The organism is Candidatus Nomurabacteria bacterium, assembly GCA_016699085.1.
Taxonomy (GTDB): domain Bacteria; phylum Patescibacteriota; class Minisyncoccia; order Phycocordibacterales; family UBA9973; genus CAZLWF01.
The window spans coordinates 150,728-166,427 of sequence record CP064958.1 but is presented as its reverse complement, the minus strand read 5'-3'; the positions used below and the strand labels follow the sequence as shown (position 1 = coordinate 166,427).

The following is a 15,700-nucleotide window of genomic DNA, read 5'->3' as shown; positions in this document are numbered from 1 at the left end:
CATATCCCAATCTATGCGAATATTTTATTTTATTACAAAATCGGAATGCGGAGGTGCCCAGAGCGTCATTTGGGAACTTCTTTCAGCACATAAAAAAAATGGGGATGAAGTTATTGTAATGGCATCTACTAGTGGATGGCTTGCAGATGAAACAAAAGCATTTGGATTTTCATTTATCCCAAATCGATTTATTCAAAAGACACTTAATCCGATACTTATTCTCCGAGCACTTTTTGTATATCGAAACGCTGTACTAGAATTTAAGCCCGATATCGTCTCACTACATAGCTCATTTTCAGGATTTATTGGGCGCATAGGGCTATTGAATAGATATCCTGTGGTATATACAGCCCATGGTTGGGGATTCATCAATGGTGTATCATTGCCTAAAAAAATTATTGCCATTGTTGCAGAAAAGATTGCGGCATACTTTTGCAAAAAAATCATATGCGTATCAGTGTTTGATCAGCAGATTGCATTGTCGTACGCCATTGCCAAAAAGGAAAAGATTAATGTTATTCATAATGGCGTAACCATCCCAAGCAATATTACCCGAAAGCATGAAAACAAGAAATTGCGAATTGTGTTTTTAGGAAGGTTTGCAGAACCAAAACGTCAGGATCTCCTGATTGCTGCTTTCGCCCGTTTGCCTCAAGCTTTGCAGGCAAAGGTAGAAGTGCGATTGCTCGGTAATGGACCAAAAAAATCAAAGCTCAATACACAAATACTAGCACTGCATGTAGAAAAAAGTATATATATTACTGAGACTCTAGATAGAGCTAAAGCATTGGCTGAGTTATCAGAAGGTGATATTTTAGTCCTTGTATCTGATTGGGAGGGTTTCCCAATGGTAATTTTAGAAGCTTTGCAACTTAGTATACCTGTTATTGCAAATAATGTCGGTGGTATGAGTGAGGCAATTGATGCAACTGTAGGTGCGCTTTTGCCTGCGCAGGTGACATCTGAAGATATAGCACTTGCGCTTATTGAGCTTATTTCAAATGATGATTTTCGGCATCAAAAAGGAATAAAGGCTAAAGAGCGTGGTATGCAATATACTGGAGAAATCATGAGTAGAGAAGTATTTGCACTCTATGTATCTATTTTAAAATCATATGCAAGAAAAGTCTAAACGGATACTTATTTTTTCATTGGTATACTTCCCTCGATTTATCGGCGGAGCAGAGGTTGCGGTCAAAGAAATTACTGATCGTATACCTGATGCCTCTTTTGATATGGTAACGCTTCGAACGGAACATGATCGAAATATGCAGGTAGGTAATGTGACTATCTATGGCGTTGGTCCGTATTGTGGTGGCAGTGGGATTTTGCAAAAAATATTGCGAACAATCATAAAACATATCTATCCATTTTTAGCATTAGTAAAAGCAACAAAACTTCATAGAGAATACGGCTATACACACACGTGGTCAATCATGGCAAGCTATGCCGGTTTTGCAGCACTCTTTTTTAAATGGCGTTATCCAAAAATTCTATTTCTTTTGACACTACAAGAAGGTGATCCAATTGCATATATAAAACGACGAGCATTTTTAGTCTATCCATTATTTGTCGAAATTTTCCGCAGGGCTGATACGATACAAGTAATTTCAAACTATCTGGCAACATTCGCTAAAGATATGGGTTACTCAAATGAACCTGTAGTAATTCCAAATGGAGTTACGATAGAGCATTTTAGTAAAGATATTCCAGAAGAGGAAATAGTTGGGCTACAAAAAAAATTAGGTAAGCAGCCAGAAGATATATTTATTATGACAGCTTCGCGATTAGTAAAGAAAAATGGCGTAAAAGATATTGTTGAAGCATTGGTATTCTTGCCAAAACAATATAAATTAGTTGTTGCTGGTCAAGGGAAGCTTGAGAAAAGTCTAAAGTCTAAAGTTACAAACCTAAAGTTGGAAGATAGAGTTATTTTTGTTGGCTTTATTTCACATGAACTATTGCCGCTGTATTTGAAAGCCTCAGATATTTTTGTGAGACCCTCATTATCTGAGGGGCTTGGAAATTCGTTCCTGGAAGCCATGGCAGCAGGTATTCCTGTTGTTGGCACACCTGTTGGTGGTATACCAGACTTCCTCACTGATAGGGAAACTGGCATTTTTTGCGATTCAGAAAATCCTGCATCAATCGCTAAAGCAGTTCGTTTATATGAAGATATAAAACTTAAGCAAAAAATTATTATAAATGCCAAAGAACTCGTTATAAAGAAATTTGATTGGGATGCAGTTACACAAAAAATGAGCAACCTACTGTAACAAGTATGTATTTGCGATGTTCAATAAAAAAGGCTACTCTAATCCTATGCAGAAAAAAGCCTCTATTGTAATTGCCACAGGGCTTTTCCCTCCTAATATTGGTGGTCCAGCAAAATATGCTTCCATGCTTTACAAAGGTTTAGAAGCTCAAGGGATTCCTGTGAGGCTTGTGCAGTGGAAAATTGAGAAAAGATTGCCGACACTATTGCGCTACGTTATCTTTTTCTTTAGGCTACTTATGAAGTGTCATGGTGCTACAAGCATAGTATGTTTTGATGCTACAAGTGTTGGGTTTCCGGCTGCTCTGGTATCTTCTATTACTGGGATACCATTTGTCGTTCGTGTAGGTGGTGACTCAACATGGGAAGCATATGTAAATCGCACTGGGAATCCACTATCGCTTAAAACTTTCTATACAAACATACAAACTCTTTCTTTCAAAGAGAGTATGCTTATAAAAATGACAGCCTTCGTACTTCGAAATGCAAAGTATGTCGTCGTTAATACCTCATGGTATGGTGCTATTATTGAAAAAACATACAGTGTGTCACAAGAGAAAATAGTTGTCATTGAAAATGTTTTTGAGCCGAAATCTGCTCAAAATCCCGAAGGAAACTTTATGCTCTTAGCATCAAACAGAAATATACCACTTAAAAATAATAAAATGTTAGAAACCGTTGTGGCAAATGTACAAAAAAAAGGTATACATGTAGAACTCTATACTACACCTTTTACTCACCAAAAATTACCTCACCTTATGAAAAATATATATGCTACTGCTGTCGTGTCATTTTCAGAGGTAAGTCCCAACCTCGTTCTTGAAGGTTTAGAGTATGGTAAGCCATTTATTTTAACCAAAGAAACAGGTCTTCATGAGCGCTTCCATGCCTGTGGTGTTTTTATTGATCCAACAAATCAAGCTTCAATAGAAGAAGGTCTGCAAAATTTAATAGAGAATTATGATACGTATAAACAAAAAGCTCAGAGTATTTTGTATGTACATACAGAAGTAGACATAGTAAAAAAATATTTATCAATAGTATGAAAATAATTTCTCTAGGCGTTGAAGAAGGACTATTTGATGAAAGCTCCAAAGTGCGCGAGCGGATACTTTCCTATGGGAAACTTTTTGATGAGTACCATATTATTGCTTTCACAAAGACGAAGCGTGAAAAATCTCAGATAGCAAATGTTAGTATATACCCGATTTTTGCAAAAAATAAAGTGAGAGCACTACTTGAAGCTTATAGACAAATTAAGAATATTATACAAGATAAACCAAAAAGAGATACTGTGATTACTTCGCAAGATCCTTTTGAAATTGGTTTTTTGGCATATTTTGTCGCCAAACGTTTTGCTGTGCCACTACAGCTTCAAATCCATATTAATTTTTTTACTCCAGAATTTAAACAAGAATCAATTCGACATGTTTGGCAAGCAAGAATTGCCAACTATATCCTCCCAAAAGCAACAGGAATCCGATCTGTTTCTGAACAAATTACAAAGTATCTCGTGACACAACTAGCTATCAGTCCAGAGAAGATTACGACTCTCCCTATTGCAACAGATATTGGTTATTTTTCAGAAGTCATGCAATTACCACGACCAAAAGAAATTCCTGAAAAAGCAAAGGTGGTCCTTATGGCATCACGATTCGAGAAGCAGAAAAATATTCCACTTGGACTAGAAGCATTTGTAAAGCTACATTCTAGTGTATTTCTTGTTCTTATTGGTAGAGGAAGTCAAGAGAGTGTAATAAAGAATTTGGTCACCAGCTTGCACATCGAAAATAAAGTTATTCTTCTACCTTGGGTGAATGATCTAAGGCCATGGTATCAATTTGCGGATGTCTTTTTACTTACATCAAACTATGAGAGCTGGGGAATGACTGTAGTTGAATCAATTGCTTCTGGCACGCCAGTTGTTGCAACGACGGTCGGTTGTGTTGAAGAAATTATTGAAGACGGTGTTAATGGGTATAAGGTAAATGTTGGAGATCAAGATATGATAACAGAAAGACTTGCCAATGTTTTGTATGATTCTGCGTTTAATCGTTCAGATGTCCGGGCTTCACTTAATGTTCTTGATACTGAAGCGTATATGCAAGCATACCAAGACGCATTTAAAAAACTTCTATGAAACTTCTTATTATTACTCAGGTAGTAGATAGTACAGATCCGTCGCTTGGTTTTTTCCATGCATGGATTTTAGAATTTGCAAAAACATATGAAAAAGTGACGGTGATTTGTCTCAAAAAAGGCACTTTCGATTTGCCAAAGAATGTACAAGTTTTGTCTCTCGGCAAAGAAGATTCTATTTCTAAATTCCACTACCTGCGACGTTTTTATAAATATATTTGGCAATACAGAAAAGAGTATGATACTGTTTTTGTCCACATGAATCCAGTGTATGTGATTTTGGGATGGAAGGTTTGGTTTCTCCTTGGAAAAAAAATTTCTCTTTGGTATACACACAAAAGTGTAGATCTGAAACTCCGACTAGCTACCTTCCTCGTTAACATTATTTTTACAGCATCAACCGAAAGCTTTCGTATAAAAAGTAAGAAAGTGAAAATTGTTGGTCACGGTATCGACATGACACTTTTTTCTCCAGCACTTGAACCTTTATCCTATCAATCTACTGAATCATTTAAAATCTTAGTTGTTGGACGTTTGTCATCTATTAAACGTAACGATAGAATAATTGATGCAATAATTGAAGTGACAAAAAAGGGGATTCGGGTTGGCCTGGTGTTTGTTGGAGAAGCTATTACGGCAAATGATATAAAATGTAAAAAGTTTCTAGAAGAGAAAGCAAGCTTTGTTAATCCACCGAACGCTATTACATTTGCTGGCGGTAAGGCACACGATGCTATTCCTCGTTACTTACAGAATTCACATCTTTTTGTTACTATGAGTGATACAGGAAGTCTCGATAAAGCCTTGCTTGAAGCGCTTGCTATGGGGGTTCCTGTTCTTGTTACTAATCCTGCCGGGGTAGAGGTTCTTGTCCAGTCTGGCTATACAGAAGGGATATTTAGAGATACTGACTCACTGGCTCTAAAAATCGAAAATATAATAACAGAATATAAGACATATAGTACACATGCCCTTGCTATACTGCCGCCTTTTATTAAAAAAAATCACGGACTTCAAAGCCTGATCGCTACCATAACCCACTTACTTACATGACATTTGATGCGCGAATCCAAGTAGATAAAGAACACTACGATTTCAAGAACTACGTAAGAAAAGATAGGTGGATTAATTACTGGCGACAGCTGCACGCTGTTATGGCAACAGAGCCTACGAACGTGCTCGAAGTAGGTCCGGGTGATGGTACAGTGACAAAACTTTTACGCATATATGGCTATGATGTTTCAACACTTGATATTGATCCAGAGCTTTCGCCGACCTATGTAGGATCTGTGCAAAAAATTCCTGCACCAGATGCATCATTCGATACAGTTCTTTGTTCGGAAGTATTAGAGCATTTGCCATACGATGAATCCCTGGTAGCAATTGCTGAGCTTGCGCGAGTGACACGTTCGTATGTTGTTATAGGGTTACCACATGCAGGAGGAGTTTTTTTATTAAAATGTAAGTTGCCGCTTTTGCCACACCTAACGCTTTTCTGGAAGTTACCTTTCTTTTGGAAGAAGCATACATTTAATGGTGAACATTATTGGGAACTTGGTAAAAAAGGATATAGTATTGCGCGGATTAAAAAAGATATTACATATGCTGGTTTAACAATAGAAAGTGTTACTGTCGACGCTGATGATCCGAGTCATTATCTATTTTGTTGCAAAAAAAATGAGAAATAATGAAGTAAAAAATTTTTACAATACCGTCATAGGTACTGTGTATCAAGATTCATATGAGCACGAACGCTGGTTTTCTAGTCCGCTCCGTAAGGCTCAATATGCAATGACTAAGCGAGCATTACATCGTGTACTTTTTCCTATAATGCCAGATGCAAATCAAATTCTTGAGATTGGACCTGGTGCAGGCACGTGGACTGCCGAACTTTTAAAGGAATTTCCACGGGCTGAGTTTACCTTGCTTGATATTTCGCGAGAAATGCTAGCGCTATCCAGAAAACGATTTTCAGATAATGCCTCATTTACATTCATAGAAGAAGATTTGCTTATATTTACTCCTTCAAAAAAATTTGATCTCCTCTTTGCATCAAGAATTATTGAATATATTGCTGACAAAGATAGAGTGGCAAAAAAATGTGCGGCTTTGCTCGCCCCTGGTGGTATTGGCTATGTTGTTACTAAAATGCCACATTATCGCCGTGCACGACTTTTAGGACGTACGACTGCAGATTTTCATAGCACCCAAATTTCCCCATGGAAACTCCGAGACCATTTTGAGGCAAATGGTTGTAAGGTTATTAAAATTACCGGAGTTACCTTTGCGTTTCCTTTATTAAAGAGCGCACAGATAAATCGATTGGTTGCGAAAATGTTAGGCTGCAAAGCTTTAGGACCAATAACAGCCCTATTTGCAGAATCGTATGCGATTTTGTTTGAGAAATTATGATGTACGAACTTTATGGCTTACCTGGAGCAGGCAAGTCTGCGTTAGTTAAAGATAATCCAAACCTAATCCGGCTTTCATATAAGGAAAAATGGAAATATGGACTCATGTTTATAGTGCGCTATCCACTAGTTGCGGTCATAACAGTGCTGATTGCAATTACAAGCTTGCGGTATGTTTTTCATAAAATCCGTGTGTGTATTTTTGATCGAGGTGGTCGATATATGAAGGCAAAAAAAAGGAGAGGGGGTATAATTGATGAAGGTTTATATCAAAATATTTTATCCTTATTTGAACATCAGGTACCCCACAAGATTTTGAAATTATATGTTTCTTTACTCCCGGTACCTGATACGTTGCTTGTGATTGATGAACCGATATCAATTATTAAAGCAAGAGATGCTACCCGACTTATAAAGCCACGCAGAGCACTTTCTGTAGAAGGTCGAGGTATTTGGTGGAAAAACATGATAGCGAATTATGCTACAGCAATGCCTATGCTCAAATCAAAAATGGGTACTCGCGTGATCGTTACAACCAGCAATGAAGCAAAAATTTTGATATGAAGAACACCCCTAAAACGTTACTTTTATCTGTGCTAAGTTTTTTAGCTCAAATATTTGTCCATAGGCCATTTGTTGGTATTTTGATGTACCATTCTGTTGGAGATAATCCCTCCTGGAAACATGCTATAAGCAAGGAGTCATTCGAACAGCAAATGGCGTATTTAGCTAAACATTTTTCTGTTGTACCGCTTGAGGATATAGTTTCCTATAGTAAAGGTGAAAAAAATTTTTCTCATCAAACAGTTGCCATTACATTTGATGATATATACCGTGATACAAGAGAAAATGCTCTGCCAATTCTCAGCAAGTATTCTTTTTCAGCTGCGCTTTTCCTCACGACAGATCTTTTTTCTACTGAATATTTTGCTGGGACAGAGCGACCATCGGTAGATGATATTATTTTTTTGTCTCAACAACCACATATTACAATCGGATCTCATACGCATACACATCCACATCTCGATCAGATGACATATGAAGAGGCGATAGGTGATATTGAAAAATCGAAATACGAAATACAGAAACTAACAGGAAACATGTGTCGTTATTTTTCTTACCCATATGGTCGAAGGACAAAACAAATACAAGATTCACTCAATAGTTTAGGTTTTGAAGCTGCGTGTGCGGTCAGGCCAAAAGGTGTAAGTCAAAAAGAGAACATTTTTGCATTACCTCGTATTGGTATCGATCAGGGGGTAACACTACCGATTTTTAAATCGTATCTATCACATGGTCTTACACTTTACTACCGTATTCGACATATACTATGAAATTTAAATTAGAATATCCAAAAGAAAAATGGGATGCTATGTTTGCTAATGGCAAATGGGATTATTTAGTAAAAGGACAGCCAAACTTGGAAGCGTTAGCAACAATCATAAAACATATAGAAAAATCAGAAATTCGAGTACTTGATCTTGGTTGCGGTAATGGTGGACTAGCAGCATTACTCGCTAATGATGTCCGTATTAAATATACAGGTATTGATATATCCCAAGTCGCTCTCGATAAAGCAAAGAGTCTTTATCCAAAAGGACAATTTATATGCGGCAATTTAGATGAAAATCCGATTCCTGATGGCGAGAAATTCGATATTGTAGTTTTAGGAGAAATTCTTTACTATGTTTCCTGGCAGCATGTAGTTAGTATCGCTCGTCAGGCACTTGCCTCTGATGGTGAGCTTCTTGTGTCACTCTATCGTTCATGGAGGAACATTATTCTTTTTTTTGCGTTAAAGATATTGCATAGGGCAAGAATAGGTAGGTATGTCCGCAATTACAAAGGTGTGAAATGGATTATCTTGAGAATTCATAAGTAATAAAAATGAAAAAAATTAACTGCACAATAGGCATACTAACCAAAAATTCTGAGGCGACCTTGGATCGTTCGCTTGCAAGTGTAAAAAATTTTGCTGATATTATTATTGCTGACGGCGGGAGCTCTGATAGTACCATTACCATTGCTAAAGCATATGGAGCAAAGATTATTTCGCAAATTGCTGTAGGTAAGCCAATAGATGATTTCTCGTCTGAAAGAAATAATTTACTTGACCATGCAGTAACTGATTGGTTTTTTTATCTTGATTCGGATGAAGTCATGACAGAAGCATTAGCATATGAAATAGAAAAAGCAGTAGAGAATGCTAGTGGTCCGTCATTTTATAACGTGCCATATGTGCTTACGTCACCCGATCTCACAGTTTGGTATAAATCGATTCGCCCGCTGTATCAAGTCAGGCTTTTTAGAAAAAGCACAGGTGCTCGTTTTGCAAAAAGAGTACACGAGAAGATACACTTTGACCCGACGAAAGAAATAATTGGTACCTTATCGAGTCCGTGGCTAGTGCCACTTGATGTCCAACTTGCATTTAGAGTGTACAAAGAAAAAGTGCATCATCGCTTGGGAATTATTGCTTACGATTGGAAACCACCTTCGCTTTCAAAAGCATTATACACTGCATGGCTCGTACCTTTTTTTATGATTTTAAAAATTTTTCTACGAATGTTTTATCTTCGATTAAGGTATAAAGCTAGATACCTGGTACCATTACGGTATGAGCTATATAGAATATACTCACAAATATATATCGCAAAAGTATTAACAAAGAAAATTTTTACTGTATAGTATGAAAAAAATGTACCTTATTTTTCACGGACGATTTCCAAGCGAGAAAGCCGCAGCGCTTTTTGCGGCGAAAAGCGCTGAAAGTTTTGCTCACGAAGGCATGAAGGTTACATTGCTTGTCCCGAGACGACTAGGGCGTTTCAAACAGGATCCTTTTTCATACTATCAATTGCAAGAAAAATTTGAAATTATATACTTGCCAACAATAGATCTTTTTTCTATCCCAATAATAAAATATGTTGCTTTTAGGGTTTCTTTCATTGTGTTTTCGATTTCAGCTCTCTTGTATATGCTTTTTTATTCGAACCAAAGATCAATCGTATACTCAAATGAAAGTTTACCACTTTACTTTATAAGTTTCTTTTTTAAAAATGTGTTCTATGAGCTTCATGATTTTCCGGAAAAGAAAAAAGCCTGGTATCAGCGTATTTTTGATCGCATGGCTGGTATTATTTCCCATACACATTGGAAATGTGAAGCATTAGTAAGCAACTTTGCAATTGCAAAAGAAAAAATTTTTTACGAACCAAATGCAGTTGAATTGAGTATGTTCGATATAGCACAATCAAAAGCAAAGGCAAGACAGGTGCTAGGTATTACTTCTACATATGTGGTTGTCTACACAGGGCATCTCTATACATGGAAGGGTGTTGATGTATTAGCTGAGGCTGTCGCTATGCTTCCACCAGATACGGCGGTATATATTATTGGTGGAACGGAAAGTGATATTACAATATTCAATGCTGCACATGCTGGAGTTGAAAATTTACATGTCATTGGATTTAAACCTCATGCAGAAATTGCATTATGGCAGAAAGCTGCAGATGTCTTGGTATTGCCAAATAGCGGGAAAGAGGCAATTTCAAAATACTATACCTCACCAATGAAACTTTTTGAGTATATGGCAAGCCGGGTGCCTATTGTTGCGTCTCGGCTGCCTTCTATTTTGGAATTAATTGATGAAAGTACTGCTTTTTTCTTTACACCTGATGATGCTCAAGCTTGTGCCACGATGATACGTACCGTGTTACAATCTCCAGATGAAGCTCAAAAGCGGAGTAGTGGAGCATACCTACGGGTGCAAGAATGGACATGGAAGAAAAGAGCAAAACGAATACTTACTTTTATTGATGGTACTACACTATGAATGGAGAAAATAAAAATACTGTTATAGCTGTTGTTGGCAAGGGTTTGGCTTGGACGACATTTGGCACGATCGCATCTAAATTTGTCGGTTTTGCTTCAACCTTCCTTATTTTGAAGCACATGAGTATTTCTGAGTATGGTTTGCTTGAGCTTGCACTTGCTACTATTGCGATATTTAATTTTTTCTTCCTGCCTGGTGTGCAACAGGTGGTGATTGTCGATATTTCAAAAGCGATTGCGAACAATGATACCTCACATGCCCGAGCTATCACGCGTAGCTTTTTTCGTATTCAAATGCTCCTATCGATTGTAGCCTTTATTGTGATTATTGGTTTATCGTATATACCGATTGTGCATGTGGGGGATGTATCACGTCAAATTATGCGCATACTGGCATTTGGTTTTTTGCTCTCACCACTTCGACAAACTGCCAATACTATACTCGCAGCAACGTACCATTTTAAACATAAAGTCGTAGCTGGTATTGTTGAAGAAACAGCAAAATGCTTGCTCCTTATCTTATTTTTTTTAATATTGAAACAACATGGCCCAGTTTCAGTGGCGTATAGCATTATATTGGCTTCACTCGTGCAGTACCCCATAATTATTCCAATGTACTTACGAGTTATAAAAAAATGGAATATTGCTCGTACGCATGTGAACATATTCTCATATATTAAAGGTCAGTCATTTTTTGCTATGCTTACAAGTTATGCAACTACCTTTGGGCAAAGTGCGCGTCTCTGGATTATTAGAGTATTTCTTGGACCTGATGCAGTAGGTCTGTTCTCACTCGCTCTTGGTTTGTATAATCACACCCAGTCGCTCTTTAATGTTTCAACTGCTATTTTACCTGTACTGTCGAGGTATAAACACGAGCCGAAACATTTATATCGAATTGCACATAAAGCAATAAAATATCAATTAATTTTCTTTGTGGTGACGGGGCTACTGGCGATAAGCTTTGGTCCACTGCTATTAAAGCTCTTGTTGCCCAAGTATATTCCGGTGCTTCCGCTTTACTTTATTATGCTCTTGGCAGTTATGTCGAGTGCATTTGCGGTCGTGTTTACTGCACTGTTCCAAGCTATCGGAGCTCAAAAAGATTTATTTATAGCTACTGCAATTAAAACAGTTCTCATTCTTGCACTTTGTCCTATTGCAATATTAGTTTTTGGTGTATATGGACCCTCAGTAGAATTAGTGCTTACGATTACGTTATTTAGCTTGCTACGCTACAAAGTATTGGCCCATGATATGCCTGGATTTAAGATTCATGTTGCCAACTTCTTTTCATTTGATGAAGATGATAAAACAATTCTTGCAATCGTCAAAAAGAAGCTGTCTCCACTGACAAATAAATTTGCATTTACTCGCAGATTAGTTGGGCAGCCAGTGCTTGTAGATGAAGTATCTGACTAAAGTTTTATTTACCTAAAGCAAATGATACTTCAGGGCTGAATTGTTTGGAGTCAAATGACGGAGGAAGGGTATAGTATCTTGCTTCATGATATGAGGGTGCTGAATAAAATCCAGTGAACATAAGCCGTTCTTTCTCGGTTGCATAGCCGCCTTTGTGAAAGCCGCTCGTATCACAAAATATGACGGTGCCTTTAGGAGCAGTCATTTCTTTGATGTCATCTTGATTGATCTTAGTAAGTAATCTATGTTCGTCGGGGTATATGCCTGCAGGGCTTTTTTGAGGAAATAAGCTTCCATATTTGTTGCCATAGGTAGATTTTTTGATATAAGTAAACGGTCCGGCTGTTTCATCAACGTCAGAAAGATATATGAAAACTTTGAGCAATCTTTTTTCATCAGGATCCCGATGCCACCTTTGAGCACGAATTGGATCTGCACCTTTGCCGACAGGGAGCGTTAGAGATAAATCATAGTAGCCGAGCTTCGTCCACATAGACATATAGCTAGTAACTATTGAGATAATCTTTTCCGACAGAATAAATTGTACAAACGGATTTGCTGCATCAAATACAGGCAGTTTATCCCAGTAGTTTTTGAGGTACTCTTTTTTCCAATGCGTAGAAACATTGTTCAGATCTAGGGAATTTTTATAGGTCAGTAGGGTATCAAGCATATGTTCGCCAGGGAAAAGTTCATCGAGTGTGGTCGTGGCAATACCTTCATGTTTTAGTTCGTCGTGTATTCGCTTCCCAAGCGATGAAAGATCAGGTTTATGAGTATTGAATTTCTTTCTTGCCTTGTAGTTAACAACGTAGAACCAAAGCGGCCACCACGTTTTGATTTTGTAAAATACATGCACTAAAAAAAGTTTAAATCGCATATAGCAAAGTATAGCAGGTGAGACACATTTTCAAAAAGATAGTCATATGCTAAAGTGTGATGTATATGAAACCTATCTACCAAAAGATGCTCCGGCCAGTCTGGCGCACGCTTTTTGCGTCTGAAGGTAAGCTTGAGCAATTTCAAAAAATTTCAGGTGATGCCTTTGTGGTGATTGGCTTCCAGCGTAATGGTACGAGTCTCGTATCTAATCTCGTCTCTCAATGTGGTGTGTATTTTGGACGAGATCAGGAACTCAAAGCGGGCGATGCTCGCAATCACAACGGCTTTTTTGAGCATAATCAGATGTTTGCTCTAAACCGTAAACTGATGCGTGAAGCTGGACAGTATAACCGCAATGATTTATACAATGACGCAGGCATACTTCGGGCTGATACTTTTTTCCATCAAGTGAGTCGGGCATTTACCCGGAGATCGATGATTAAGCTTCTGCTTCATCTTGGTCACAGTCAGAAGCGATTCGGGTTTAAGTCATTGCCAATATTTTTTTATTTTTGGAAACATTATATGCCGAAAAACACTAAAGTGATTGGCGTCTATCGTCATCCGCTCGTTGGTGCGCAGTCAATCATGCGAAGCTGGGGTGCAGGCGCTGCAACATTTACTTCGCTCTTAGAACATTGGACTGCAAGCAATAAAAATTTGCTCTATCATCTAGCAACTCATGAAAGTATGTTGATTGCCTATGATGATCTTGTGAATCCTAGTGCCCAAGATAAAGTACTTACAAAGCTCGTTGCTTTTATAGGGGCAGGTGATATTACAACACTGAAAAATTTGATCAAACCTGAGTTTAATCGATCAAGCAAAGAATTTGAAGCATTGGCTACTATGTATCCCTTGGAGAAGGAGACAGAGATAGTGTATGAAAAATTAGAATCTTTAAAGATTTAATACTTATATGGATAACCTTACAAAAACAATTAGTAATCGGTATGCCGGCGGGGGGCTGTACTTCAAAGGTGAGTATGACAAAGATGCTTTTAACGAAGTTGTAAAAACGAAAGAAAATTTTCCTTTCAAAGAAATTAAAACTCGCTATGTACCGAGATCATTACAGCGATACAATTTGATTTACGATGAATTCATGGAATACGTGCATGAAAATGTGCTTGATGTGGGTAGTCGTGATGATCGCGCAGAGAAAATTTTGGGCTTGCCATGTACACTTATCGATAAGAATAATTTCAACAATACAGTTTGGGATTGGGAAAAGACAACAATACCGTTTCCTAATCAATCATTCCAGACTGTGCTCTGTCTCGATACACTTGAGCATGTTAACGATATTCATAGTTCATTTGCTGACCTTGCTCGGGTAACAGAAAAATACCTTATCATATCGCTTCCGAATTGCTGGCGAAAACTCCTAAAACCAATGCTCAAAGGTACAGCTGGTCCTGCGAGCTACGGTATCCCCCCCGAGAAATCACAAGATCGGCATAAGTGGTACTTCAATACATCAGATGCTGAGAATTTCCTTTTCTATAATGCAGCCAAGCATGGCTTTGAGGTTGCCGCTGTTGGTTACCATGTGCCACGAGTAGAATGGCACCACCAGGTACGCTACGCAATATTAAAAGTTCTTTTTTCTGAAGAACGCTACAAAAACTGGCTAACTGAAACCTTTTTTGTTGTTCTTAAACGAAAATAAAAAACCAACGTTAGACGTTGGTTTTTGATGTTTTAAATTTAATTTTTATTTGAATATTTCCAGCACGACTGCTGGGTTAAATTCTTTAGGTACATATGCATCATGCCTTGGAATTTTTGACAGTAATGTCGGTTTGGAAATTTCGAGACAATTACCCATCATTGCGAGGGGGTACTGAGAAAGTCCAGTTGATTTTTTCATGCCAGCAACAGTTTTTGGTGTTACAACAGATATTGCTGTCCGATGTGCTATTGAGCCAACACGTAGCACAGTTTTAAAAACACTAACTACGATTCTTGCGCAGCTTGCAATTTCATCTGTGCTGCCGTCAATTTCTACTACTGTTCCGGGAGGAAATGTCTCAATCAAATCTCGCAGAGGTTTTTCTTCAGGAAGTCCTTTGAATTTTGGATGGAGACGAACGACAACTGCACAATTTTGTGGTTCCATTGCAACAGAGTCACGGATGATTCGGATTATATCGTCAGTATACCCCGGATTTTGTCCTGTGATTAGGATCAAATTTTTTCCTGTTCTTTGTATTTTGTCGCAAACTCTCGATACGTCCTCGGGCGGTGTTATTTTTCTCGTGATGTCGCCTATTACGGATATATGAGCATCAGGAAATTTTGCTGCACACAACCCTGCATCAAATGCATCCATAGCAAATATGAAATCAGGTTGAGCTTTGTCGACCCTTGAGATTGCTCCCCAAGTGTCAGAAATAACAGCAAGTTTTGTGTGAGTAGTATTAGCAATCAAACCAATACTATCCTCGAGATTATTTGGGCTCGAGAGTCCTGTCACGACACAGTCGGGTTTCATGGCTGCCATAATTGCATAAACCTGTTCCGTAGAGATATCTCCCTCAGTCAGTAGGGGAACATTTTTCTCTCTCCATTCTTCAGCAGATTTGCCTTCTGCGACAATCGCAACAATAAAATCCGTATTATCTTTAATCCAACAATAGGTCTCAAATAATAATTTGAACGGCATGAGATCTTTTGTAACCAAGAGAACTTTTTTCATTTTTTTTCAATTTTGTTTGAAAGTATATTAGCATAA

Annotated in this window: 17 protein-coding genes; 15 read left to right on the top strand and 2 right to left on the bottom strand. The window is 37.9% G+C overall.

Translation table 11 applies throughout. The features are described 5' to 3' along the window. Positions 1-13 precede the first annotated feature (13 nt). From IPF86_00845 to IPF86_00785, 13 genes are read left to right on the top strand one after another with little or no spacing between them, the layout of a single operon-like run. Positions 14-1,132 (top strand): glycosyltransferase, encoded by a 1,119-nt coding sequence (locus tag IPF86_00845; GenBank protein ID QQR50454.1) that lies wholly within the window; start codon positions 14-16, stop codon positions 1,130-1,132. After that, positions 1,116-2,276 (top strand): glycosyltransferase family 4 protein, encoded by a 1,161-nt coding sequence (locus IPF86_00840; protein ID QQR50453.1) that lies wholly within the window; start codon positions 1,116-1,118, stop codon positions 2,274-2,276. The genes IPF86_00845 and IPF86_00840 overlap by 17 nt, the downstream gene beginning before the upstream one ends. Positions 2,277-2,322: 46 nt before the next feature. Next, positions 2,323-3,321 carry a hypothetical protein gene (locus tag IPF86_00835; protein ID QQR50452.1) on the top strand — a complete coding sequence of 333 codons (999 nt, stop codon included), beginning with the start codon at positions 2,323-2,325 and terminating at the stop codon, positions 3,319-3,321. Continuing rightward, a complete protein-coding gene (locus IPF86_00830; protein ID QQR50451.1) occupies positions 3,318-4,415 on the top strand; it encodes a glycosyltransferase family 4 protein in 1,098 nt (365 codons plus the stop codon). Before IPF86_00835 ends, IPF86_00830 begins: the two co-directional genes overlap by 4 nt. Then, on the top strand, positions 4,412-5,467 hold the full coding sequence (locus tag IPF86_00825; GenBank protein ID QQR50450.1) for a glycosyltransferase family 4 protein: 1,056 nt from the start codon (positions 4,412-4,414) through the stop codon (positions 5,465-5,467). The genes IPF86_00830 and IPF86_00825 overlap by 4 nt, the downstream gene beginning before the upstream one ends. Next, positions 5,464-6,102 carry a class I SAM-dependent methyltransferase gene (locus IPF86_00820; protein QQR50449.1) on the top strand — a complete coding sequence of 213 codons (639 nt, stop codon included), beginning with the start codon at positions 5,464-5,466 and terminating at the stop codon, positions 6,100-6,102. The genes IPF86_00825 and IPF86_00820 overlap by 4 nt, the downstream gene beginning before the upstream one ends. Then, positions 6,092-6,826 (top strand): class I SAM-dependent methyltransferase, encoded by a 735-nt coding sequence (locus tag IPF86_00815; protein ID QQR50448.1) that lies wholly within the window; start codon positions 6,092-6,094, stop codon positions 6,824-6,826. Before IPF86_00820 ends, IPF86_00815 begins: the two co-directional genes overlap by 11 nt. Further along, entirely contained in the window at positions 6,823-7,389 is a 567-nt protein-coding gene (locus IPF86_00810; protein ID QQR50447.1) for a hypothetical protein, read from the top strand. The genes IPF86_00815 and IPF86_00810 overlap by 4 nt, the downstream gene beginning before the upstream one ends. Continuing rightward, complete coding sequence (locus IPF86_00805) at positions 7,386-8,159, top strand: polysaccharide deacetylase family protein (protein ID QQR50446.1); 774 nt, start codon at positions 7,386-7,388, stop codon at positions 8,157-8,159. The genes IPF86_00810 and IPF86_00805 overlap by 4 nt, the downstream gene beginning before the upstream one ends. Further along, positions 8,156-8,707, top strand: a complete 552-nt coding sequence (locus IPF86_00800) for a class I SAM-dependent methyltransferase (GenBank protein QQR50445.1) — start codon at positions 8,156-8,158, stop codon at positions 8,705-8,707. Before IPF86_00805 ends, IPF86_00800 begins: the two co-directional genes overlap by 4 nt. Before the next feature lie 5 nt (positions 8,708-8,712). After that, on the top strand, positions 8,713-9,513 hold the full coding sequence (locus tag IPF86_00795) for a glycosyltransferase family 2 protein (GenBank protein ID QQR50444.1): 801 nt from the start codon (positions 8,713-8,715) through the stop codon (positions 9,511-9,513). Position 9,514: 1 nt separating this feature from the next. Continuing rightward, on the top strand, positions 9,515-10,660 hold the full coding sequence (locus IPF86_00790; GenBank protein QQR50443.1) for a glycosyltransferase: 1,146 nt from the start codon (positions 9,515-9,517) through the stop codon (positions 10,658-10,660). Beyond that, the gene (locus tag IPF86_00785) at positions 10,657-12,081 is read left to right on the top strand and encodes an oligosaccharide flippase family protein (protein QQR50442.1); all 1,425 of its coding nucleotides are present in this window, start codon (positions 10,657-10,659) and stop codon (positions 12,079-12,081) included. Before IPF86_00790 ends, IPF86_00785 begins: the two co-directional genes overlap by 4 nt. 4 nt (positions 12,082-12,085) lie before the next feature. Here IPF86_00785 and IPF86_00780 read toward each other — a convergent pair whose 3' ends face one another. Beyond that, the gene (locus tag IPF86_00780; GenBank protein QQR50441.1) at positions 12,086-12,961 is read right to left on the bottom strand and encodes a hypothetical protein; all 876 of its coding nucleotides are present in this window, start codon (positions 12,959-12,961) and stop codon (positions 12,086-12,088) included. A 65-nt stretch (positions 12,962-13,026) separates the two neighbouring features. Between IPF86_00780 and IPF86_00775 the strand changes: the two genes are divergently transcribed. Together IPF86_00775 and IPF86_00770 are read left to right on the top strand one after the other, a co-directional pair. After that, on the top strand, positions 13,027-13,875 hold the full coding sequence (locus tag IPF86_00775; GenBank protein QQR50440.1) for a sulfotransferase: 849 nt from the start codon (positions 13,027-13,029) through the stop codon (positions 13,873-13,875). A 7-nt stretch (positions 13,876-13,882) separates the two neighbouring features. Further along, entirely contained in the window at positions 13,883-14,635 is a 753-nt protein-coding gene (locus IPF86_00770; protein ID QQR50439.1) for a methyltransferase domain-containing protein, read from the top strand. Between the two features lie 45 nt (positions 14,636-14,680). Here the strand turns inward: IPF86_00770 and IPF86_00765 are convergent, their stop codons facing one another. Beyond that, positions 14,681-15,664 carry a hypothetical protein gene (locus tag IPF86_00765; GenBank protein QQR50438.1) on the bottom strand — a complete coding sequence of 328 codons (984 nt, stop codon included), beginning with the start codon at positions 15,662-15,664 and terminating at the stop codon, positions 14,681-14,683. Between the last annotated feature and the right edge of the window lie 36 nt (positions 15,665-15,700).